Here is a 20,638-nt window from a genome sequence, read left to right as displayed (position 1 = left end):
CCGCCCAGAAGACATGAAATGCCTGCTTGAAAGTCTCGAATGCCCCTGTCCATCGTCAAGCGGAAAGGCCGCGAAACGCTCTATGTCCGTGGAACCGTCAGAGGACAGGGCATTTTCGAAAGCACAGGCACTACTGATCCGAAGCAGGCAGAGGCTTACAGAGCAAAGCGCGAGGCGGAACTCTGGGAGGAATCGGTCTACGGCAAGCGGGCTGTCGTAACATTCGCAAGCGCCGTGACCGCCTACCTGGAAGCGGAGCAGCGGAGCGCCACGACGCTGACGCACATCGATCGGCTCCTGAGTCACTTCGGCACGCGCAAGGTGAACTCTATCGGGCAGAGCGATCTCGACCAGGCTTATAAGGCGATCCTGACCAAGGGGGCCGAGGCATCTGGCGCGACGAAGATCAGGGCGGTTCTGACGCCGCTGCGCGCCGTACTCGAGTTTTCCGCTGTTCGCGGGTGGTGCGCCAAGCCAGCATTTGCGCGCCCCAGGGTCGCCCAGACCAAGATGAGATTCCTGCGGCCCGATGAGGCAACAGATCTCGTGAACGCGGCTGCGCCGCATGTCCGGCCGCTGCTGGTCTTCCTTATCGCGACCGGGGCGCGGATGTCCGAGGCCCTGGAGATGGAATGGCAGGATGTCGACCTGGATGGGCGCCGGGCCGTCGTCTGGCAGAAGCAGGGCGACGAGAGGCATATCGATCTACCGCCGGTAGCAGTGCTGGCCCTGAGGGGTATAGCCCATCGCACCGGTCGCGTTTTTCGGCCCGTCCGGAGCCGGCGGCCGCCCGGGGCAACATCCGGAAAGGAGATCGGGGAGGGGTATCATGACACTGGCCGCACTGGCGGCGGCCAGATCAAGAGCGCATGGGCGTTCGCGTGCCGGCGGTCAGGGCTGCCCGGGCGCGAGCGTGTGTGGGTGCCCAAGGGAGAGCGGGCGGAGAAGCGCCAGTTTGTCCCAGATCTGACGCCTCACTGCCTCCGTCACACTTTCGCGACATGGCACTATTGCGTCCACAAGGACCTGTTGAGGCTCAAAGAGGATGGGGGCTGGCAGACCATCACAATGGTCACGCGCTACGCAAAAAAAATGCCGGATCATTATCGGGGGGCGATTCGGGCGTGGCTGGCTCATACGGACTGGACAGACATTGCCGGATGTGTGCCATATCCGAGCCAAGAGACGCATGGGGAAGAATAACTAATCTATATCAGTTGATTAAGCGGCCGACCCATCGCCTTCACACGGCGGGGGTCACAGGTTCAATCCCTGTCGCACCCACCATCCGACCGGAAAAACCCCCTTTAAATCCTGCGGTCTTCATCGGGTCCGGTGGCGCTGTCGTGCCGCATCGGGCGTGAACGCGCGCTTGCCGTCGCGATTTTTCTTGACACTTAAAAGTGATTTGAGCCATCAAAATCGGGTTGCAGCGTTTCGTTTGAACGGCTGCTTCTTGGACGTTTCCTCCCTAAACTTGGCGGTGCTTCGGCACCGTCTTTTTTTTGTCCGGACCCCTTGGCTGATCCATGATGATTGGCCTCTACTGAACCGATCGGCATTGAAGGTGGATCATGGCGGGACTCTTTGACGGACTGGTGAACAAGCTGACGGAACTGGCGGACAGCACGGGCCTGACCGATCAGGTGCATCAGCATCTCGCCGAACTGACATCGGCCAACGGTATCTCGACCTTGCTGGCCCAGGCCGAGCAGGCCGGGTTGGGCGACAAGGTGCGGTCGTGGATCGGCAATGGCGAGAACCTGCCGGTGTCGCCCGACCAGTTGCGTTCGATTCTCTCGAACCAGCAGGTGCAGGCGCTGGTCGACAAGACCGGCCTGCCGGCGGCGACGATCCTGCCGGCACTGGCGCAGTTTCTGCCGGCCGCGGTGGATCATCAGACGCCGGGCGGCTCGCCTCCGGCTGCCTGAGAAACTGTCTGCAAAGTTACCCCGCCGGCGACCCGACTGGCATTTTCCGCGCTTCGCGGCACGCTCGCTCGGCGGGCTGAGTTTGCAAACAGTCTCCGGGTGCCTGCGCGTCGTATCCCGTCAATCCGTCCGGATGCCGGACGAGTGGGCCAGGTCGGTGGCGACGCCGGCCAGCGTGCGCAGCAGCGCGGTCATGACGGTGCGGATCTCCCCGAAGCCGGCATTCGGCGTCAGGCCGTTTTCATCCATGTATAGTGCGCGGCCGATTTCGACCTGTAGCGCGTGGCAGCCTGTTGCGGGCCTGCCATAATGGCGCGTGACGTAGCCGCCGGCATAGGGGGCATTGCGGTTGGTCCGGAATCCGTAGGAGCGCAGGCAGGCCTCGGCCGCTTCGGTGAGGGCGGGCGCGCAGGACGCCCCCCAGGCGTCGCCCAGCACGAAATCCGGCATGTCGTAGGCCCGCAGGCCGGTGCCGGGCATGGAATGGCAGTCGATCAGCACGCAGACGCCGTGGGCCGTGACCTGGGCCTCGATCAGGGCTGACAGGGCGGCGTGATAGGGGGCCCAGAAGCGGACGATTCGCTCCGTTGCCTCCCGGAGCGGCAGCCGGGTGCGGTAGATGGGCGCGCCAGACGCGGAGATGCGGGGAATGACGCCGAGGCCCGCGCGTACCCTCGGCGTGATGGTCGTGCGCTCGGGGGGCACGGACTCGGTGAACATCGTGGGGTCGAGTTCGTCCGAATCGCGATTCACGTCGCAATAGATGCGCGGGAAGGTGGCGTGGATCATGTGCGCGCCGACGCCGGGCGCGCCGGCCAGCAGTTCGTCGACGCGGAAATCCTCGCTGCGGCGCAGGACCGTGCGGTCCAGGCGCGACAAAGTGAGGAAATCCCGCGGATAGGCGTGCCCCGAATGGGGGGAGGCGACGACCAGCGGCACGCCCGCAAACGCGGGCGGCACCAGCACGAAAGGGCCGGAAGGTGCCTCCGATGGCGTATCCGATTCAGGGGAGATCGGGGAGTCCGTTTGCGTCACGTACGGCCGTCCGGCGCGGTGAGGCGGATATTATGTTTTCTTTTTAATATGTTAATGGAAACGGTCACTGGCTCGTCATTTTTTCCGTACGGATGGGTTGCGCAACGCCGGTTGCCCGGCTAGAAGCCTGTTCACCGAACGGATGGGCGCATAGCTCAGCGGTAGAGCACTACCTTGACATGGTAGGGGTCACAGGTTCAATCCCTGTTGCGCCCACCATCCTTCGGGTTCCCCTTTCTGAAAATTGCCAAAGAGATCGTTTGAAAAAACGGTCGCCGCGTGAGCGGGCCGCTTAAGCGGCGTGCGTGGGGCGGGCTGTTCTTCACACGCTCTCCGATCGGGTGGCCGAGGCGTCCAGCGCCGCTTGCAGCATGTAGGCGGCCGCCAGCTTGTCGACCAGTTCGGCGCGGCGCTGGCGGGTGAGGTCGGCGTCCTGGATCAGCATGCGGTTCACGGCGCTGGAGGACAGGCGTTCGTCCCACATCGCGGCGGGCAGGCCGACCAGATCGGACAGGTTCAGCATCCAGTCATGCGCCGCCTGGGCGGCCGGGCCGAAGCTGCCGTCCATCGACAGCGGCAGGCCGCAGACCAGGCCCCCGACCTCCTCCCGCGCCGCGATCTTGCCGATTTCGGCGGCGATGGCCCCGAGTTTGCCGCGTTTGAGCGTGCCGTAGGACGAGGCCAGCATCAGCAGCGGGTCCGACAGGGCGAGGCCGATCGTCTTCTGGCCGGGATCAATGCCCAGCAGGCGTTGGCCGCGACCCAGACGGGCGCGGATCTGGTGCATGTTGAACAGGGGCATGGTCTGGGTCTATGGTCCGCGCGGTGTCCTGACCGGCAGGATATTCCCCCCAGATGATAATGGAAAGTTGTGCTTCATGTCGCTTGACCCCGCGACGGTCCGACGTATCGCCAGATTGGCACGGATCGGTATCGATGAGTCCGACCTGCCCGCCCTTCAGCGGGAACTGAACGGCATTCTCGGCTGGATCGAGCAATTGAACGAAGTCGATATCGACGGTGTCGAACCCATGGTCGGCACCGGGCACGCCGCCCTGCGCATGCGCGAGGATGTGGTGACCGATGGCGGCGCGCGCGATGCCGTGCTGTCGAACGCGCCCGATGCGGCGGGGCCGTACTATACCGTGCCGAAGGTGGTGGAATGATGCTGACCGAACTCACGATCGCCGCTGCCCAGGGGGGGCTGCGTCGCCGCGAATTCTCCGCCGAGGAACTGGTGGGCGCGCATGTCGCGGCCATCGACCGTCTGAATGGCCGGCTGAATGCCTTTATCACCGTCACGTCCGATTTGGCGCTGGATGCCGCGCGGCGGGCCGATGCGATCCTGGCCGGTGGCGAGGATGCGCCGGCGCTGACCGGGATTCCGCTGGGGATCAAGGATCTGTTCTGCACCGACGGCGTGCGGACGACGGCCGCCAGCCGGATGCTGGAAGAGTTTGTCCCGCCCTATGAAAGCACGGTGACGGCGAACCTGCTGGCCGATGGCGCGGTCTTTGTCGGCAAGACCAACCTGGACGAGTTCGCCATGGGCTCGGCCAACATCACCTCGGCCTTCGGTTCGGTGGAGAATCCGTGGAAGCGGGCGGGGGATGACCAGACCGTGCTGGTGCCCGGCGGTTCGTCCGGTGGGTCGGCGGCGGCGGTGGCCGCGCGGCTGGCCATGGGGGCGACCGGCACCGATACGGGCGGGTCGATCCGCCAGCCTGCCTCCTATTGCGGGATCGCGGGGATCAAGCCGACCTATGGGCGGTGCAGCCGCTGGGGAACGATTGCCTTCGCCAGTTCGCTGGACCAGGCTGGGCCGATGGCGCGCACGGTCGAGGATTGCGCCATCCTGCTGCAATCCATGGCCGGTTTCGACGTGCGCGACAGTACCAGCGTGGATATCGCGGTGCCGGATTATCGCGCTGCCTGCGGCCGGTCGCTGAAGGGCATGAAGGTGGGCATTCCCGCCGAATACCGGGTGGCCGGCATGCCTGCCGAGATCGAGGCGGCGTGGGAACAGGGCATCGCCTGGCTGCGTGACGCGGGATGCGAGATCGTCGAGGTGTCGCTGCCCTACACGAAATATGGTCTGGCGACCTATTATATCGTGGCGCCGGCGGAATGTTCGTCGAACCTTGCGCGTTATGACGGCGTACGATTCGGGCGCCGGGTGCCCGGTGCGTCGCTGGACGAATTGTATGAAGCGACCCGGCGCGAAGGGTTCGGGGCCGAGGTGCGGCGGCGTATCCTGATGGGAACCTATGTGCTGTCGGCCGGCTATTATGACGCCTATTACCTGCGGGCGCAGAAGGTGCGGAACCTGATCCGCAAGGATTTCGAGAATGCGTTCCGGACGGTGGACGTGCTGCTGACGCCGACCGCGCCGTCGCCCGCCTTTGCGCAGGGCGAGAAGATGGATGACCCGGTGCAGATGTATCTGAACGACGTGTTTACCGTGCCGGCCAGCATGGCCGGCGTGCCGGCGATGTCGGTGCCCGCCGGGCTGAGCGCATCCGGGCTGCCGCTGGGCTTGCAGGTGATCGGCCGTTCGTTCGACGAGGAATCGGTTTTCGCGGCGGCCAGTGCCCTGGAGCGGGCGGCGGGCTTCACGCATCGTCCGGCCGTGCGCGCGGAGGTGGTGTGATGACCTATCTGATCGAAGGGCGTGACGGCCCGTGGGAACTGGTGGTGGGGCTTGAAGTCCATGCCCAGGTCATCAGCCAGTCCAAGCTGTTTTCGGGGGCCTCGGCTTCCTACGGCGGTGAGCCGAACACGCATGTCAGTCTGGTCGATGCCGGGTTTCCCGGCATGCTGCCGGTCATCAACCGGGAATGCGTGGCGCAGGCCGTCCGCACCGGGCTGGGGCTGAAGGCGCGGGTGAATCTGGAAAGCCGGTTCGACCGCAAGAATTATTTCTATGCGGACCTGCCGACGGGCTACCAGATCAGCCAGTTTACGCATCCGATCATCGGCGAGGGTGCGGTGGAGATCGAACTGGCGGACGGTTCGACCCGCGTGATCGGCATTACCCGCCTGCATCTGGAACAGGATGCCGGCAAGTCGATGCATGATCAGGATCCGGCGCGCTCGTTCATTGACCTGAACAGGGCGGGCGTGGCGCTGATGGAGATCGTCAGCGAGCCGGATATCCGCTCGCCTGAGGAAGCGGGGGCCTATCTGCGCAAGCTGCGCATGATCCTGCGCTATCTGGGCACCTGCGACGGCAACATGGAAGAAGGCTCGATGCGTGCCGACGTGAACGTGTCGGTTCGCAAGGCCGGCGAACCGTTCCGTACGCGCTGCGAGATCAAGAACGTCAACTCGATCCGCTATGTCATGCAGGCGATCGAGGTCGAGGCCGTGCGGCAGGTGGAGATCTGGGAGAGCGGCGGTTCGGTCGATCAGGAAACGCGTCTGTTCGATCCGGCGCGATCCGAGACGCGGTCGCTGCGCAGCAAGGAAGATGCGCACGATTACCGCTATTTCCCCGATCCTGACCTGCTGCCGCTGGTGATTGAGGAAGCGTGGGTTCAGGGCCTGGCCGCGCATCTGCCGGAACTGCCGGATGCGAAGCGCCAGCGTTTCCAGGACGAGTATGGTATTCCGCGCTATGATGCCGGCGTGCTGGTGGCCGAACAGGCGACCGCCGATTTCTATGAGACGGTGGCGCGCGGGCGTGATCCTCGGCTGGCGGCGAACTGGGTGATCGGCGATTTCTTCGCGGCGCTGAACCGTACTGGTCGCACGATCCAGGATAGTCCCATCAGCGCGGACATGCTGGGTGGCATGCTGGACCTGATCACCGACGGCACGATCAACGGCAAGATCGCCAAGGACGTGTTCGAGGAGATGCTGGAGACCGGTGAGTCGGCGGCGGAGATCGTCGAGCGCAAGGGGCTGCGGCAGGTGACCGATACGGGGGCGATCGACGCCGCCGTGCAGGCGGTGCTGGACAAGAACCCAGACAAGCTGGCGGAATATCGCGGCGGCAAGGACAAGCTGTTCGGATTTTTCGTCGGGCAGGTCATGAAGGCGATGGCCGGCAAGGGCAATCCGGCGCTGGTGAACGAGGCGCTGAAGAAAGTGCTGTAATCGCCGGGGAGCCGGCGGTTTGGGGTTTGACGGCGCTGTGGTGACAGTCTACAAGCAGCGCTGCAAACGCCGTGTTAACAAACACGCTCCTCGGCGGAGGGGTGGCCGAGTGGCTGAAGGCGGCGGTTTGCTAAACCGTTGTACGGTGTCAAGCCGTACCGTGGGTTCGAATCCCATCCCCTCCGCCAACTTTCCTTTCCTGAAAATGAATAGCGGTATGACGCATGGCATGGCTGTTCGGCTGTCGCTATGCCTGTTTTTCACAAATCGGTGAAAGACTCTGCGAGGTATGACCGCGCTGCGTCATCCTTCGGGGTAGGCCGCGCGGTATTCTATTCTTTATCTGGAATGGTCTGAACGATTTTCCTCTGAGGATCGTCCGGCTGGCGAGATGCCGGACCCCATCTGATGCCGGGCCGGTGTGGATCTGGTCGATGGAACCGGTATTACCGTGTGCCGTTCACCGTCTCCGCGTTCCGGGGACAAAATAATGAACAGGGATCAACCTGCTGCTATCAGCCTGACTGAGGCTGCGTTTGTTACATCCGAGATCGGAAGCGCCGGGACATCTTTGCCCGGCCGGGTTTTTCCCGACCTGCCGCACAGTGTGCTTGCGCAAATCGTCGAGGACATGAACCGGACCGGTTTCGGGGTGGCCGAGGATTGCATCGACGCCGGGCATCTGTCGCTGTTGCGGCATTTCGTTACCCGAAAGGTTGCGGAGGCAGGCGGAGAATATGTCGGCTTTACGGGACGGGGGCCGGTCAGCGGCACGCTGCTGGAGGCGTTGTCCCTCTCGCCTGAATTCAACCGCGCCTGCCGGACAATTTATCGGATGGGAACGGGCAGGCCGGCTCCCGATACGCCGTTCTATCAGGTGCTGCGGGGCCTTTCCGGCCGGACCGGCGAAAAGCACGCGCATTTCTTCCATTATGATTCGTATGTCATCACCGCGTTGGTACCGGTCCTGATGCCATCGGTCGGCAAGGCGGGCGACCTGATCATGTTTCCCAACCGGCGGGGCATCAGGAAGACCTACACGGGCAATCTGTTCGACAAGATGCTGCTGGATAATCGTCTGACGCAGATCGTGCTGAAGCGGGGGGTGGTGTCAGGGGTCCTGCAGCCGGTTCGGGTCCGCATGACGCCGGGGAGTGTTTATTTCTTCTGGGGGTATCGCTCGGTGCATGCCAACGAGCCGTGCGATCATGACCAAATTCGTGCGACCGCGCTGTTCCATTATGTCAATCCGCATGTCGATAGCAGGATGCGGCGCCTGACCAGCCGTGAGATGCCTGTTGCCTGAAGAATGGTTTCCATAAGCGCCGATGGTGAACAGGTGTGTGTGTGGTTCCCAGGCAGCGGGGCGGAACGGATTGTTGCGCGTGGGCGTTAGTCAGGTTCTGAAACAATTCGTGCCGGACTGTCCGGTCGCCAGGGATGCGTGCGCGCCTGTATGGGGGAGTACGAACTGGCAAGCGGCGTTAAGTGGGGATGATGGTTGAAAAGGTAAGCGGGCGCCTTGGCGTGCCCGATGGCGTGACGCGCGGAATTGCCGTGGCGATGACCCTGATGTTGCCGTTCTTTCTGTTGCGGGGGCGGGCGATCAGCGACGGGTTCATGTCGTGTATCGCCGTATTTTTTCTTCTGCATTGCGTGCGGGTGCGGGATCGCGGCTGGTGGCGGGGGTGGCCGGTGTTCGCCCTGGCGTTCTGGGGGTGCGCGATCCTGTCGTCGGTGATGCATGGTACCGGCCATGCGGTGGCCGAGGCGTTCGTGCTCGGCCGGTTCCTGTTGTTCTGCGTGGCGCTGGAGCGCTGGGTGCTGCGCGATGGCGCGGTGCGGCGCTGGCTGGGGGTGTCGGTGACGTTGGCGGCCCTGTGGCTGGTCGTGGAATGCTGGCAGCAATATCTGCTGGGAACCAATCTGTGGGGGTATCCGCGCTGGGTGGATGGCGCGCTGACCGGGCCGTTCTACAAGCCGCGTGCGGGGGCCGCGCTGCTGATGGTCGTGTTTCCGGGGCTGATGGTCTTTGCCGTGCGCTGGCTGGAAGCGCCGGCGTGGCGGGCGCGGCTGGCGGGTGTCGGGCTGATCATGTTCCTGACATTGACGATGATCCTGATCGGGCAGCGCATGCCCGCGCTGCTGTTCGGCTTGGGGCTGGTCGTCATGGCCGTGCTGATCCGCCGGTTGCGCTGGCCGGTGCTGGCCGCCGGACTGGTCGCGGCGGCGGGGCTGGCGCTGCTGCCGGTGCTGTCGCCGCCGGCCTATGCGAAGCTGGTGGTCCGGTTCATGGACCAGATGCAGCATTTCTCCGACAGCCCCTATGGGCAGATCTATATCCGCGCCGGGGTGATGCTGGAGCAGCATCCGTGGCTGGGGGTGGGGGTGGACGGGTTCAGGAATGCCTGCGCCGACCCGGCCTATGTCCGCGATCTTGTGCTGTTCGGCCATACATTCCCGAGCCGGGGCGCTGCGCTGGGGTGCAACATCCATCCGCATAATATCTATCTGGATGTGGCGACCACGGCGGGGCTGGTGGGGCTGGCCTGTTTCCTGGCCATGGTGGCGTGCTGGTTGTGGCGGATGGTCCGGGTGCTGTCGCCGGCGCAGGCGCCGCAGCAGGCGATGCTGTGCGTGACGAGCTGTGTGATGCTGTGGCCGCTGGCGTCGAGCAGCGCGCTGTTCACGGTGCGGACGGCCGGCTGGATCTTTCTGATGGTCGGCTGGGGGCTGGCGGCCTCGGCCGATATCGCGGGTGAGAGCCAGGCCGATCGGCGGCTGTAATCGCGCCGGGCTCTCGGGGGCGGTTATGCCGTCACGTGGTGTGCGTCCTCGTACTGGTGGCGGAAGGCCAGTGCCCAGCCCAGGAAATAGCCGGCCAGTGCGGCGCGCAGTCTGGGCGAGGGGGGCGGGGTTACAGGTGCATCGTTCGTTTTGGGTGGCGATGCAGGCGGCGCCCCAGGCCGCGCGCAGGGGGCAGTCCTGGCAACTGGAACTGCCCTCGGGGCTGAGTATTCCCGTCAGCAAGGCGCGTGTTGCGGCTTGTCGGGCGGTCGGCTGGTTGTAGCGGTTCAGGCTACGCCGAGATCTTCGGGGCCGAAGGCGTCGGGTAGCAGTTCGGCCAGGGTGCGGACCAGCAGGACGTCGCCGGATGGGTTGACCATGCGGATTCTCAGGTCGGGCGCGCCGAATTCGCGGATTTTCTGGCGGCAGCCGCCGCAGGGCGCGCAGGCGCGGTCGCCGCCGCCGCAGATGACGAGATCGGCGATGCGCCGGCCGCCGGCGGCCGCCATGGCCGAGATCGCGCCGCCTTCGGCGCAGATGCCCTCGGGGTAGGCGGCGTTTTCGGTATTGCAGCCGACGAAGAGCCGGCCTTCGGCGTCGTGCAGGGCGGCACCGACCAGAAAGCGCGAATAGGGGGCGTAGGCGTTGGTGCGGACGGCGATCGCGGCGTCGATCAGCGTGTCGTCGGACATTGTGGCCTCCCTGCTTTGTCCAGCCTGATGAACCCTCTATCGGATCGCATGGCGAAAGAACAGCATGTGGGGTTTGTGGCGCTTGGAACCGGGGCGCCGTGCCGGTATTCTCGATCCATGCTGGATTGCCCCTCTGCGCCTGCCGAGCAGGACCCGACCGTTGCCGACCTGCTGGCCGCGCGCCCGCATCTGTCGATGCATGCCCTCGATGGCCTGATGCTGGAGGACGTGCCGCTGAACGCGATCGCGGATGCGGTCGGCACGCCGACCTGGGTCATGGGGGCTGGCACGCTGCGGGCGCGCTATCGCCTGCTGGATGGGGCGATGCGCGGGGCGGGGCTGGTGCCGTCGATCCATTTCGCGGTGAAGGCGAACGATCATCTGGCCGTGCTGCGTATTCTGGCGGCGGAGGGGGCCGGGGCCGACGTGGTCAGCGGTGGCGAACTGCGCCGGGCCCGCGCGGCGGGGGTGCCGGCGGGGCGGATCGTGTTTTCGGGCGTGGGCAAGACGCGCGAGGAAATGGCGCTGGCGCTCGCCGAGGGCATTGGCCACATCGCGGTCGAGAGTGCCGAGGAACTGGATATTCTCTCCGAGGTCGCCGCGTCACGTGGGCGGGTGGCGCCGATCACGCTGCGGGTGAACCCGGACGTGGATGCCGGTACGCATGAGAAGATCACCACCGGGCTTTCGACCAACAAGTTCGGCATTGCCTATGCCCGGGCTGCCGCGCTGTACGAGCGTGCGGCGGGGTTGCCGGGGCTGAAGCCGCTGGGGTTCTCGGTGCATATCGGCAGTCAGATCGTCGCCATGGCGCCCTATCGGGCCGCGTTTGCCCGGGTGGCGGACCTGGTGCGCGCGGTGCGGGCGCGGGGGGTGCCGGTCAGTCTGGTGGATTGTGGCGGCGGGCTTGGCATCACTTATCGCGATGAGGTCGAGGGGGCGCCGGAGGCGCTGGCCGGGGCGATCCGCGCCGAACTGGGCGATCTGGATGTGCGGCTGGCGATCGAGCCGGGGCGCTGGCTGGCGGGGCCTGCCGGGCTGCTGCTGTCGCGGGTGATCCTGCGCAAGGCGGGCGAGGATGGGTTGCCGTCCTTCCTGATCCTGGATGCGGCGATGAACGATCTGATGCGGCCCAGCCTCTATGAGGCCTGGCATGGCATCCTGCCGGTTTCGGCGCGCGATGCGACGCGGCCGGTGGAGGCGGTGAATGTGGTCGGGCCGGTCTGCGAGAGTGCGGATTCCTTTGCGGATGGGCGGATTCTGCCGCGTCTGGACGAGGGGGCGCGGGTGGCGCTGCTGGATACCGGTGCCTATGGGGCGGTCATGAGTTCCAATTATAACGGCCGGCCGCTGGCGGCCCAGGTGCTGGTCGATGGCGGGCGCTGGTCGGTGATCCGCGAACGCCAGGCCGTGGAGAGCCTGTGGGCGGCCGACCGGATTCCCGACTGGGTGATGCCCGCGCCGGCAGGCGGCTGAGCCCGGCATGGCGGGCGGGTCCACATCCCTGGGGGGCGACCGGGCGCCGGCGCCTTCCGTCGTGCCGTTCGCGGTGCGTCTGGCGGCGGCGCGGCATCGCGCGCGGCTGGTCTTGTGGATCGAGGCGGTGCGGCCTGTCGTGCTGCCGGTGCTGGGGGTGGTTGCCGCCTATGTGATCGCGGGTCTGCTGGGGCTGCCGCAGGCATTGTCCGACCTGTTGCGTGGGGTGATGCTGGTTCTGCTGGCCGGGGCCTGCGTGGGGTGGGGCGTCTGGCGGGGGCGTCGGGTGGTGGCGCCGACGCTGGACGATATCGACCGGCGGATCGAGCGGGCGTCGGGGCTGGCGCATCGGCCGTTGCAGACGCTGGCCGATCATCCGGCGGCGGGCGGCACGGAACAGGCGGGATTGTGGGCGGCGCATCTGTGGCGCACGGGCCATGCGATCGGGCGGCTGCGGGCCGGCTGGCCGCGCCTGTGGGCGGGCGTGCGGGATCCCTGGCGTCTGGGGATTGTCCTGCCGGTGGGCCTGCTGGCGGCGCTGGGCTGGGCCGGGCCCGAGGCGCCGGGGCGGCTGGCGGCGGCGTTCTGGCCGGGGCTGGACGATCCGGGGGCGGTGCGTCCGCATATTCAGGCGTGGATTACGCTGCCGGCCTATGCGCCCGGTGCGCCGGTGTTTCTGGACGAGCGGACGGGGCAGGCGACGGTGCCCCAGGGCTCGGTCCTGAGCGTCAGCGTGACGGATCTGCATGGGCGGCCGAGCGTGCGTGTTGCGCCGGTGGCGTCGGGGCCGGCAGTGGCGGACGAGCGGTTCCGCGCGCTGGGGCCGGGAAGCTGGTCGGCGGAGATCAAGCTGCTGGGCAGTGCGACGCTGGCGTTGCGCGGGCGTGGGCGGACCTTCAGCGACTGGACCGTGACGGTGCTGCCCGATGCGGCGCCGACCGTGGCATGGGGGGCGCGGCCGGGCAGCCCGGCGGGCGAATTTCGCACGCGGCTGCCTTATGCCGCCAAGCAGGCTTATGGCGTTGCGTCGCTGCATGCCGAGTTGCGGCTGGCACAGCAGGGCAAGGGGGCGCCGGCCGGACGGGTGTTGAGCGTGCCGATTCCGCTGGACGGCCAGCCGCGCGATGCGTCCGGCGTGGCCACGCCCGATCTTTCGGCCGATCCCTGGGCTGGCGAGGAGGTTGTGGGCCGGCTGGTGGCGACCAGCACCAGCGGGCAGCAGGGCACGAGCCCGGAGGCGCGATTCCGTCTGGGTGCGCGCAAGTTCACCAGCCCGGTAGCCAAGGCGGTACTGGATATCAGGCGCCGGCTGGCGCTGGGGCGTGAGAACGCGGCCGATGGCGCCGCCGATCTGGCCGCGCTGGGAGAGATGCCCGATCCGTTCCAGGCCGATGAGGGGATGCTGCTGAATCTGGCGTCGGTGGCGGCGCTGTTGGAAAGCACCGATGTGGCGCATCAGGTGGCGCTTGATCAGGTGGTGGCGCGGCTGTGGTATCTGGCGCTGGAGATCGAGGACGTTCGGCATGGCGGGCAGGCTGGTGCCCAGGCGGCGCTGGATGTGCGGGCGGCGCAGGATGCCGTGACCGCGCAGTTGAACCGCATGCGGGCATTGGGGGCGCAGGGCCAGTCGCCCGCCGAGCAGAGCGAATTGCAGCGGCGGATGGAAGTGTTGCGTCAGGCGATTTCCCGCCGGATGCAGGCGCTGGCCCAGCAGGCGTTGCAATCGCATACCGCGATCCCCGATCTGCCGGGGATGACCCAGGATGGCGACCGCGCGCTGTCGAAGATGATGCAGCAGATGCAGGATGCGGCGAAGAACGGCCGCTCCGCCGATGCGATGCAGATGATGCAGCGCATGGAAGATATGCTGGAACATATGCGCACGGCCTCGCCCCAGGACATGGCGAATCTGGCGGCGCAGATGATGGCGCGCCAGCAGGCCGCCGAACAGCAGGCGGGGCTGCGGGACCTGATTGCCCGCCAGTCTGGTCTGCTGGATCACAGCCAGGCGCGTCTGGACCGCGTGCAGCGCGCGCGGGACAAGGCCGAGGCGGAGCGGCGGGCGAAGCAGGAGGAAGAGGCGGATTCGGATGGCGATCTGGCGACGATGCCGGCCGCTGAGCTGATGCGTCGCCTGGGTCTGCGGCCGTTGCCTGGGATGCAGGACGACCAGTCCGGCCAGCAGGGCGGGCCGCCGCAGGGGAGTGCTTCGGCCGATGGGGCGAAGGGATCGCCGTCGTCCGGGCCGGGGCAGCCTGGCGGAGGCGCGCCGGGTGACGAGGCCGCGCGGCGTGACGACCGGGGCGTGCAACGCGCGCTGGGGCAGGCGCTCGGTGAGTTGGGCCGTGAATTCAAGGGACTGACGGGGAAGGATGCGCCGTCCGGCTTTGCCGATGCGGGAGAGTCGATCAAGAATGCGCGCACCGCGCTGGCCAGCGGCGATGACGCGGCTGCGGCGGCGGCGCAGCGCAAGGCCCTGGCCGACCTGCAGAAGGGCGACCAGCAGATGCATCAGGCCATGAAGGGATCGGGCGGTAGCGGCATGACCAGTTTCCTGCCGGGCTTCTCGAACAGTTCCGGCGGTGGCAAGCCGGGCGAGGGTGACGATTCTGGCGAAAGCGCACAGGAAGATGAAAAGGGCGATCGCGATCCGCTGGGCCGGCGGACCGGTGAGGGCAAGGAGGGAATCGACGCCGATACCCATGTGCCCGATGCCGTATCGCGCGAGCGGGCCCGCGAGATCGAGCAGGAACTGCGCCGCCGGGATTCCGACCGTACCCGTCCGCGCGACGAACTGGATTACCTGGACCGCCTGTTGAAGCCGTTCTGAAAGCTGCCAGCTTTACGGCAGACATCGAAGCGGAGCGGCCGAGAGGCCGCGAACGCGAGACCGTTACTGGTCGGCGTGAAGCTTGGAATTTGAGCGGGGAAATGCGGGGTGGTGAGCGAGAGCGGCCCTTCAGGGCCGCGCCCGGTGTGTATTGGCGAGCTTCGCAGCGAAGCGCAGGCAATGCGCATCGGATCGCCTCTGGAAGCCAGCCAGCTTTACGGCAGACATCGAAGAGGAGCGGCCGAGAGGCCGCGAACACGAGACTGTTACTGGTCGGCGTGAGGCTCGGAATTTGAGCGGGGAAACGTGGGCTGGTGAGCGAGAGCGGCCCGAAGGGTCGCGCCCGGTGTGTGTTTCCGAGCACCGGAGCGGAGCGGCCTTGATGGCCGTGAGCACCGGAGCACAGGAAACGCGCATCGGATCGCCACCAGCGCGCGTTTCCCCGCTCAAATTCAGTCGGGCATGGGGTAGGTGCGGGGATACGTCATATGCGAGGTCGGGCCGGGGGCCGAGGGTGCGCCCTTCTTGCCGCAGGCGGCCAAGCCCGTCAGCAGCAGGGCGAGGCCCAGCGCGGTGCCGACGGGGCGCATCAGGCGCCGGATCATGGCGTGTCGCCCAGCGCGGCCAGCCAGCGTTCGGCCTGGGCACGGACATTGTCGGGCGCGGTGCCGCCCTCGCTGGTGCGGGAGGCGAGCGAGGCCTCGACGGTGAGAACCGAGAAGATGTCCTGCGTGATGCCGGGTTCTTCGGCCTGCATGTCGGCCAGGGAGAGGTCGGAAAGGTCCACGCCCCGGCTTTCCGCCAAGGCCACCAGCCGGCCGGTGACGTGGTGGGCGGTGCGGAAGGGGAGTTTGAGCACCCGTACCAGCCAGTCCGCGAGGTCGGTGGCGGTGGAGAAGCCCGAGCCCGCATAGGCGCGCATGCGCTCGGTATTGGGCTTGAGGTCGCGGATCATGCCGTCGCAGGCCGCCAGCGACAGGGCGGCGGCGTCGGTGGCGGCGAAGACCGGTTCCTTGTCTTCCTGCATGTCCTTGGCATAGGCCAGCGGCAGGCCCTTCATGACCGTCAGCAGCCCGACAAGCGCACCGCCGATGCGGCCGATCTTGGCGCGCACGAGCTCCGCCGCGTCCGGGTTGCGCTTCTGCGGCATGATCGACGAGCCGGTGGTGAAGGCGTCGGACAGGCGGATGAAGGCGAAGGGCGCCGAGCACCAGATCACGATTTCCTCGGACAGGCGCGACAGGTGCATGGCCATGATCGACAGGGCCGAGAGATATTCGAGCGCGAAATCGCGGTCGGACACGGCGTCGAGCGAGTTGGCGGTCGGGCGGTCGAAGCCCAGGGCGCTCGCGGTCATTCGCCGGTCGATCGGGAAAGAGGTGCCGGCCAGGGCAGCCGAGCCGAGCGGGCATTCGTTCAGGCGGCGGCGGGTGTCGGCCAGGCGGCCACGATCGCGGGCCAGCATTTCCACATAGGCCATCAGGTGATGGCCGAAGGTGACGGGCTGGGCGGTCTGCAAATGGGTGAAGCCCGGCATGGGGTCGGCCGCGTGTTCGCGCGCGCGGCGGGCGAGGGCGCGCATCAGGGATGCGATCTGGCCGTCCAGCCCGTCGATGGCGTCACGCACCCAGAGGCGGAAATCGGTGGCGACCTGGTCGTTGCGCGAGCGCGCGGTGTGCAGGCGCTTGCCGGCCTCGCCGATGCGGTCGGACAGGCGGGCCTCGATATTCATGTGGATGTCTTCCAGCCGGGGGCTGAAATCGAACCGGCCGGCTTCGATCTCCTTGCCGATGCCGGTCAGGCCGCGACGGATCTCGGCTTCGTCCTCGGCGCTGATGATGCCGGTTTTCGCCAGCATGGCGGCGTGGGCCAGCGAGCCGGCGATATCCTGCCGCCACAGGGCCTTGTCGAAGCCGATCGAGGCGTTGATGTCCTGCATGATGGCCGAGGGGCCACCCGCGAACCGACCGCCCCACTGGACATTCGCCCGTGCGGAGTCATTGTCGGTCGCATGTTCTTCGTTCACAGACATGCCATGCCCCAGATCCTGTCGAAAACCGTCGGTCGGCGAGCGCTGCTCGCAGATGGCGGCACCCTACTGGCCGCATGGGCCGGGTGCAATTCCATCCTTGCGTCGCCGGCGCGGGCGGAGGAACCGGTGCCGGTGGACCTGCCGCCGCGCCGCACCGCCGCGCCGCGCGCGCTGCCGGACCTGAGCTTTGTGGATGATGCGGGGGCCACGCGCCATCTGGCCGACTGGCATGGGCGGATCGTGGTGCTGAATCTGTGGGCGACCTGGTGCCAGCCCTGTGTGGCGGAGATGCCGGCGCTGGCCGCGCTGGCGCGGCAGGTGGCGCCGGCGGGGGATATCGCGGTGCTGCCGGTCTCGATCGACCATGGAGGGGTGGACCTGGTGCGGCGATTCTATCGCACCCATGCCATCGCCGACCTGCCGGTGCTGTGCGATCCGCACATGCAGATCCCGACCGCGCTGCGTGAGGACGGGGTGCCGGTGACGCTGGTGATCGACCGGACGGGGCGCGAGGTGGCGCGAATCGTCGGCCCGGTACGCTGGGACCCGGCCTCGACGCCGGAGCGGGTGCGGGGGCTGGCGGCTGGCGGTTGAGGGACTGCGGTGCGGTGCCGTGGCTTTCGTGCGGGCGGCGCGCGCGGTAGAACCGGCTGGGATCGGAATAGCAGGTGAGGGCGACATAATGCGACAGGACGAACCGCTGCTGGGCGCGGATGATCCGCAGCCGGTGCGGGTGCATGGCCGGACGGGCCTGTCGCCATTCGTCCTGGTCAGCGACCATGCGGGGCGGGCGGTGCCGGCCCGGCTGGGCGATCTGGGCGTGCCGGCGCCGGACTGGGAACGGCATATCGCCTGCGATATCGGCATGGCCGGCATGGGGCGGCTGCTGGCCGAACGGCTGGAGACGATGCTGGTCGAGCAGGTCTATTCGCGGTTGGTGATCGACTGCAATCGCGCGCCGGGGCACCCGACCTCGATCGTGCGGAGCAGCGACGGGACTTTGGTGCCAGGCAATGCGGAACTGGACGAGGCGGCGGAGAGGGAGCGGGTGGAGCGGATCTTCCAGCCCTATCATGACCGGATTACCGAGGAACTGGATGCGCGGCTGGCACGGGGGCTGCCGACGGTGCTGGTGTCGCTGCATAGTTTTACGCCCGAGATGGGGGGCATGGCGCGCCCGTGGCACGCGGGCATCCTGCATAATCATGGTCCGCGCTTCGGGGTGATGCTGAAGGACCTGCTGGACCGGGAGCCGGGCCTGCTGGTGGGAGACAACGAGCCCTATGCGCTGACGGATACCAGCGATTATACGGTGCCGTTCCATGGCGAGAGGCGCGACCTGCCGCATGTGGAACTGGAGATCAGGCAGGATCTGGTGGCCGATGCGGCGGGGCAGCGCGAATGGGCCGATCGGCTGGCGCGGCTGCTGCCGCTGGCCTGGGCGCGCTACACGGCGTGAAGGCGGAAATGGACGACGTGGTGGAGCATCTTTCTTCGGCGCCGGTCGCACCGGGTCGATTGACGATTCGCGGGACGACCGCGCTGGCCGGTGTGATCGGGTGGCCGGTGGCGCATTCGCGCTCGCCATTGCTGCATAATTTCTGGCTGGCCCGGTATGGCATCGACGGCGCCTATGTGCCGCTGCCGGTGGCGCCGGGGGCGTTCGACGTGGCGGTGCATGGCCTGCGCGCCGCCGGGTTCCGGGGGGCGAACGTGACCATTCCGCACAAGGAGGCGGCGTTCGCGATTGCCGACCGGCTGCATCGCTCGGCCGTGCGGTCGGGTTCGGTCAATACGCTGGTCTTCGCGCAGGATGGGACGATCGAGGCGCATTCGACCGATGGCGACGGGTTCGTCGCCAGCCTGGAGGCGAAGGGCGTGGATGTGGCGCGCGGGCCGGTGCTGCTGCTGGGGGCCGGTGGCGCCGCGCGGGCGGTTGCCGCCAGCCTGCTGGATCGCGGGGTGGCGGTTTCGGTGGCCAATCGCACGACCGCGCGGGCTGTCGCGCTGGCCGAGGCGCTGTCGGCGGAGGGGCCGGCACCGATTTCGGTGATCGACTGGGCGGAGTGGACGGCGCATCTGCCGGGGCATGCGCTGCTGGTGAACACCACGTCGCTGGGCATGCATGGCGGGCCGGGGGATGTGTTTACGTCCGACCTGTCGCGGGCGCCCGACGACATGGTGGTGTCGGACATCGTGTATGTGCCGCGCATGACGCCGCTGCTGACCGCCGCCGTGGCGCGGGGGCTGCGGGTTGTGGACGGCACGGGGATGCTGCTGCATCAGGCCCGGCTGGGCTTCAAATGCTGGTTCGGGGTCGATCCGGAGGTCGATGCCGATATCCAGGCGCTGTTCGACGCCGACCTCGCGCGGTGACGATGCGCATCCTCGGCCTGACCGGCGGGATCGGCATGGGCAAGTCGACGGTGGCGCGGATGCTGAGGCGGGCCGGTTTTCCGGTATTCGATGCCGATGCGGCGGTCCATGCGTTGCAGGCGCCCGGCGGCCGGGCGCTGCCGGCGATCAAGCGGCTGGTGCCGGGCTCGGTGCGGGACGGGGTGCTGGATCGCGCGGTGCTGCGGCGGGCCGCGATCGCCGATGGGGCCGTCATGAAGGGGCTGGAGCGCATTATCCACCCCATGGTGCGGCAGGAGCGCGACCGGTTTCTGGCGCGGGCGCGGCGCGCGGGGCATTCCTGGGCGGTGCTGGATATTCCTCTGCTGTTCGAAACCGGGGGGGACCGGTTGTGCGACCGGGTTGCGGTGGTGTCGGCGCCGCCGGATGTGCAGATTTATCGCGTGGCAAGGCGGCGGGGCATGGCGCCGGGCGAGGTGGCGGCGGTGATCGCGCGCCAGATGCCCGATCGGGAGAAGCGGCGGCGGGCGGATGATGTGATCTGTACCGGGTTGTCGCGGAATGATACCGTGCGCCGGGTGCGCCGTCTGGTCGCGCGGCTGCGCGCTGAAGCCGGAATGCGGCTGCGCGCGGAAGCGGGGATGCGGCTGGGTGCCGAAGGGAAAACGCCATGAAGCGATCGATTCTGTTCGATACCGAGACGACCGGCCTGGACCCGAAAAAGGGCGATCGGGTGATCGAGATTGCCGCCCTGGAACTGATCGACGACCTGCCGACCGGGCAGCATTTTCGAGTGCTGATCCATCCGGAGCGGGATATTCCCGAGGAGGCGACGAAGGTTCACGGCTTTACGCTGGCGGATCTGGAGGGCAAGCCCCGCTTTCACGAGATCGCTGACGAATTCCTGGCGTTCATTGGACCGGACAGGATGATCGCGCATAATGCGCGCTTCGATTTCGGCTTCCTGAATGCGGAACTGGAGCGCGCCGGGAAGCCGGTGCTGTCGCTGGAGCGGATGGTCGATACGCTGGATATCGCGCGCGAACGCTATCCGGGCCTGCCGAATAGCCTGGATGCGCTGTGCCGGCGTTTTTCCATCGATCTCTCGGCCCGCACCACCCATAACGCGCTGCTCGACTGCCGGCTGCTGGCCGAGGTCTATCTGGAACTGATGGGGGGCCGTCAGCGCGGGCTGGGCCTGATGATGGAGGATGGGGCTGGGGGCCCGGCGGCGCACAGCTACGCGCGGGTAACGAATCGCACGCCGCGCCTGGTCGTGCCGACGCCCGAAGAACTGGCGGCGCACAGCCGTTTTCTGGAGAAGGTCAAGGAGCCGATCTGGTCGTCGTAACGGCGGTGGGTGGCAGGTAGGCATCTCGCGGGTTGGTTTTTTTGGCGCGTG

At 67.1% G+C, this 20,638-nt stretch carries 20 protein-coding genes and 2 tRNA genes; 17 read left to right on the top strand and 5 right to left on the bottom strand.

The features are described 5' to 3' along the window. The first annotated feature begins 39 nt into the window (after window positions 1–39). The gene (locus ACMAUO_RS12600) at window positions 40–1,203 is read left to right on the top strand and encodes a tyrosine-type recombinase/integrase (RefSeq protein ID WP_420357341.1); all 1,164 of its coding nucleotides are present in this window, start codon (window positions 40–42) and stop codon (window positions 1,201–1,203) included. 371 nt (window positions 1,204–1,574) lie between these two features. Next, window positions 1,575–1,931 carry a YidB family protein gene (locus ACMAUO_RS12595; protein WP_420357340.1) on the top strand — a complete coding sequence of 119 codons (357 nt, stop codon included), beginning with the start codon at window positions 1,575–1,577 and terminating at the stop codon, window positions 1,929–1,931. 120 nt (window positions 1,932–2,051) lie between these two features. Here the strand turns inward: ACMAUO_RS12595 and ACMAUO_RS12590 are convergent, their stop codons facing one another. Further along, window positions 2,052–2,966 carry an N-formylglutamate amidohydrolase gene (locus ACMAUO_RS12590; RefSeq protein WP_420357339.1) on the bottom strand — a complete coding sequence of 305 codons (915 nt, stop codon included), beginning with the start codon at window positions 2,964–2,966 and terminating at the stop codon, window positions 2,052–2,054. 144 nt (window positions 2,967–3,110) lie between these two features. Here ACMAUO_RS12590 and ACMAUO_RS12585 point away from each other — a divergent pair. Beyond that, window positions 3,111–3,185: transfer RNA gene (locus ACMAUO_RS12585), tRNA-Val, on the top strand. A 103-nt stretch (window positions 3,186–3,288) separates the two neighbouring features. Here ACMAUO_RS12585 and ruvX read toward each other — a convergent pair. Continuing rightward, on the bottom strand, window positions 3,289–3,768 hold the full coding sequence (gene ruvX / locus ACMAUO_RS12580) for a Holliday junction resolvase RuvX (protein ID WP_420357338.1): 480 nt from the start codon (window positions 3,766–3,768) through the stop codon (window positions 3,289–3,291). Between the two features lie 76 nt (window positions 3,769–3,844). Here ruvX and gatC point away from each other — a divergent pair, with 76 nt between their 5' ends. The 7 genes from gatC to ACMAUO_RS12545 all read left to right on the top strand — a co-directional run bounded on the left by gatC (window position 3,845) and on the right by ACMAUO_RS12545 (window position 10,134). Beyond that, window positions 3,845–4,132 carry an Asp-tRNA(Asn)/Glu-tRNA(Gln) amidotransferase subunit GatC gene (gatC, locus tag ACMAUO_RS12575; protein WP_182950850.1) on the top strand — a complete coding sequence of 96 codons (288 nt, stop codon included), beginning with the start codon at window positions 3,845–3,847 and terminating at the stop codon, window positions 4,130–4,132. Further along, complete coding sequence (gene gatA, locus ACMAUO_RS12570) at window positions 4,129–5,616, top strand: Asp-tRNA(Asn)/Glu-tRNA(Gln) amidotransferase subunit GatA (RefSeq protein WP_420357337.1); 1,488 nt, start codon at window positions 4,129–4,131, stop codon at window positions 5,614–5,616. Before gatC ends, gatA begins: the two co-directional genes overlap by 4 nt. Next, window positions 5,616–7,064 carry an Asp-tRNA(Asn)/Glu-tRNA(Gln) amidotransferase subunit GatB gene (gene gatB / locus ACMAUO_RS12565; RefSeq protein WP_420357336.1) on the top strand — a complete coding sequence of 483 codons (1,449 nt, stop codon included), beginning with the start codon at window positions 5,616–5,618 and terminating at the stop codon, window positions 7,062–7,064. Before gatA ends, gatB begins: the two co-directional genes overlap by 1 nt. A gap of 95 nt (window positions 7,065–7,159) precedes the next feature. After that, window positions 7,160–7,252, top strand: a tRNA-Ser gene (locus tag ACMAUO_RS12560). A 443-nt stretch (window positions 7,253–7,695) separates the two neighbouring features. After that, window positions 7,696–8,370, top strand: a complete 675-nt coding sequence (locus ACMAUO_RS12555; RefSeq protein ID WP_420357335.1) for a hypothetical protein — start codon at window positions 7,696–7,698, stop codon at window positions 8,368–8,370. A gap of 188 nt (window positions 8,371–8,558) precedes the next feature. Further along, window positions 8,559–9,851 carry an O-antigen ligase family protein gene (locus tag ACMAUO_RS12550; protein WP_420357334.1) on the top strand — a complete coding sequence of 431 codons (1,293 nt, stop codon included), beginning with the start codon at window positions 8,559–8,561 and terminating at the stop codon, window positions 9,849–9,851. 136 nt (window positions 9,852–9,987) lie between these two features. Further along, complete coding sequence (locus tag ACMAUO_RS12545; protein ID WP_420357333.1) at window positions 9,988–10,134, top strand: hypothetical protein; 147 nt, start codon at window positions 9,988–9,990, stop codon at window positions 10,132–10,134. 4 nt (window positions 10,135–10,138) lie between these two features. Here ACMAUO_RS12545 and ACMAUO_RS12540 read toward each other — a convergent pair whose 3' ends face one another. Beyond that, complete coding sequence (locus ACMAUO_RS12540) at window positions 10,139–10,543, bottom strand: cytidine deaminase (RefSeq protein WP_420357332.1); 405 nt, start codon at window positions 10,541–10,543, stop codon at window positions 10,139–10,141. Window positions 10,544–10,660: 117 nt separating this feature from the next. Here ACMAUO_RS12540 and lysA point away from each other — a divergent pair, with 117 nt between their 5' ends. Next, window positions 10,661–12,019, top strand: coding sequence for a diaminopimelate decarboxylase (gene lysA, locus ACMAUO_RS12535; RefSeq protein ID WP_420358260.1), 1,359 nt, complete (start codon window positions 10,661–10,663; stop codon window positions 12,017–12,019). Between the two features lie 7 nt (window positions 12,020–12,026). Then, a complete protein-coding gene (locus ACMAUO_RS12530; protein WP_420357331.1) occupies window positions 12,027–14,849 on the top strand; it encodes a DUF4175 domain-containing protein in 2,823 nt (940 codons plus the stop codon). A 452-nt stretch (window positions 14,850–15,301) separates the two neighbouring features. On the opposite strand, the gene ACMAUO_RS12525 is transcribed toward ACMAUO_RS12530, so the two are convergent. Next, complete coding sequence (locus ACMAUO_RS12525) at window positions 15,302–15,454, bottom strand: hypothetical protein (protein ID WP_420357330.1); 153 nt, start codon at window positions 15,452–15,454, stop codon at window positions 15,302–15,304. Then, a complete protein-coding gene (argH, locus tag ACMAUO_RS12520) occupies window positions 15,451–16,881 on the bottom strand; it encodes an argininosuccinate lyase (RefSeq protein ID WP_420357329.1) in 1,431 nt (476 codons plus the stop codon). The genes ACMAUO_RS12525 and argH overlap by 4 nt, the downstream gene beginning before the upstream one ends. Window positions 16,882–16,884: 3 nt before the next feature. On the opposite strand from argH, the gene ACMAUO_RS12515 reads away from it, so the two are divergent. The 5 genes from ACMAUO_RS12515 (at window position 16,885) to dnaQ (ending at window position 20,587) form a co-directional block, all read left to right on the top strand. Then, a complete protein-coding gene (locus ACMAUO_RS12515; protein WP_420357328.1) occupies window positions 16,885–17,475 on the top strand; it encodes a TlpA family protein disulfide reductase in 591 nt (196 codons plus the stop codon). 88 nt (window positions 17,476–17,563) lie between these two features. Beyond that, a complete protein-coding gene (locus ACMAUO_RS12510; RefSeq protein WP_420357327.1) occupies window positions 17,564–18,340 on the top strand; it encodes an N-formylglutamate amidohydrolase in 777 nt (258 codons plus the stop codon). Window positions 18,341–18,348: 8 nt separating this feature from the next. Continuing rightward, on the top strand, window positions 18,349–19,257 hold the full coding sequence (locus ACMAUO_RS12505; protein ID WP_420358259.1) for a shikimate dehydrogenase: 909 nt from the start codon (window positions 18,349–18,351) through the stop codon (window positions 19,255–19,257). A gap of 2 nt (window positions 19,258–19,259) precedes the next feature. Further along, window positions 19,260–19,910 (top strand): dephospho-CoA kinase, encoded by a 651-nt coding sequence (coaE, locus tag ACMAUO_RS12500; protein WP_420358258.1) that lies wholly within the window; start codon window positions 19,260–19,262, stop codon window positions 19,908–19,910. Then, on the top strand, window positions 19,907–20,587 hold the full coding sequence (dnaQ, locus tag ACMAUO_RS12495; RefSeq protein WP_420357326.1) for a DNA polymerase III subunit epsilon: 681 nt from the start codon (window positions 19,907–19,909) through the stop codon (window positions 20,585–20,587). The genes coaE and dnaQ overlap by 4 nt, the downstream gene beginning before the upstream one ends. Window positions 20,588–20,638 lie beyond the last annotated feature (51 nt).

Source organism: Gluconacetobacter brunescens, assembly GCF_048695475.1.
Classification (GTDB): domain Bacteria; phylum Pseudomonadota; class Alphaproteobacteria; order Acetobacterales; family Acetobacteraceae; genus Gluconacetobacter.
Note: the sequence above shows the minus strand (reverse complement) of the source record. Positions and strands in the feature narration are given on the sequence as shown.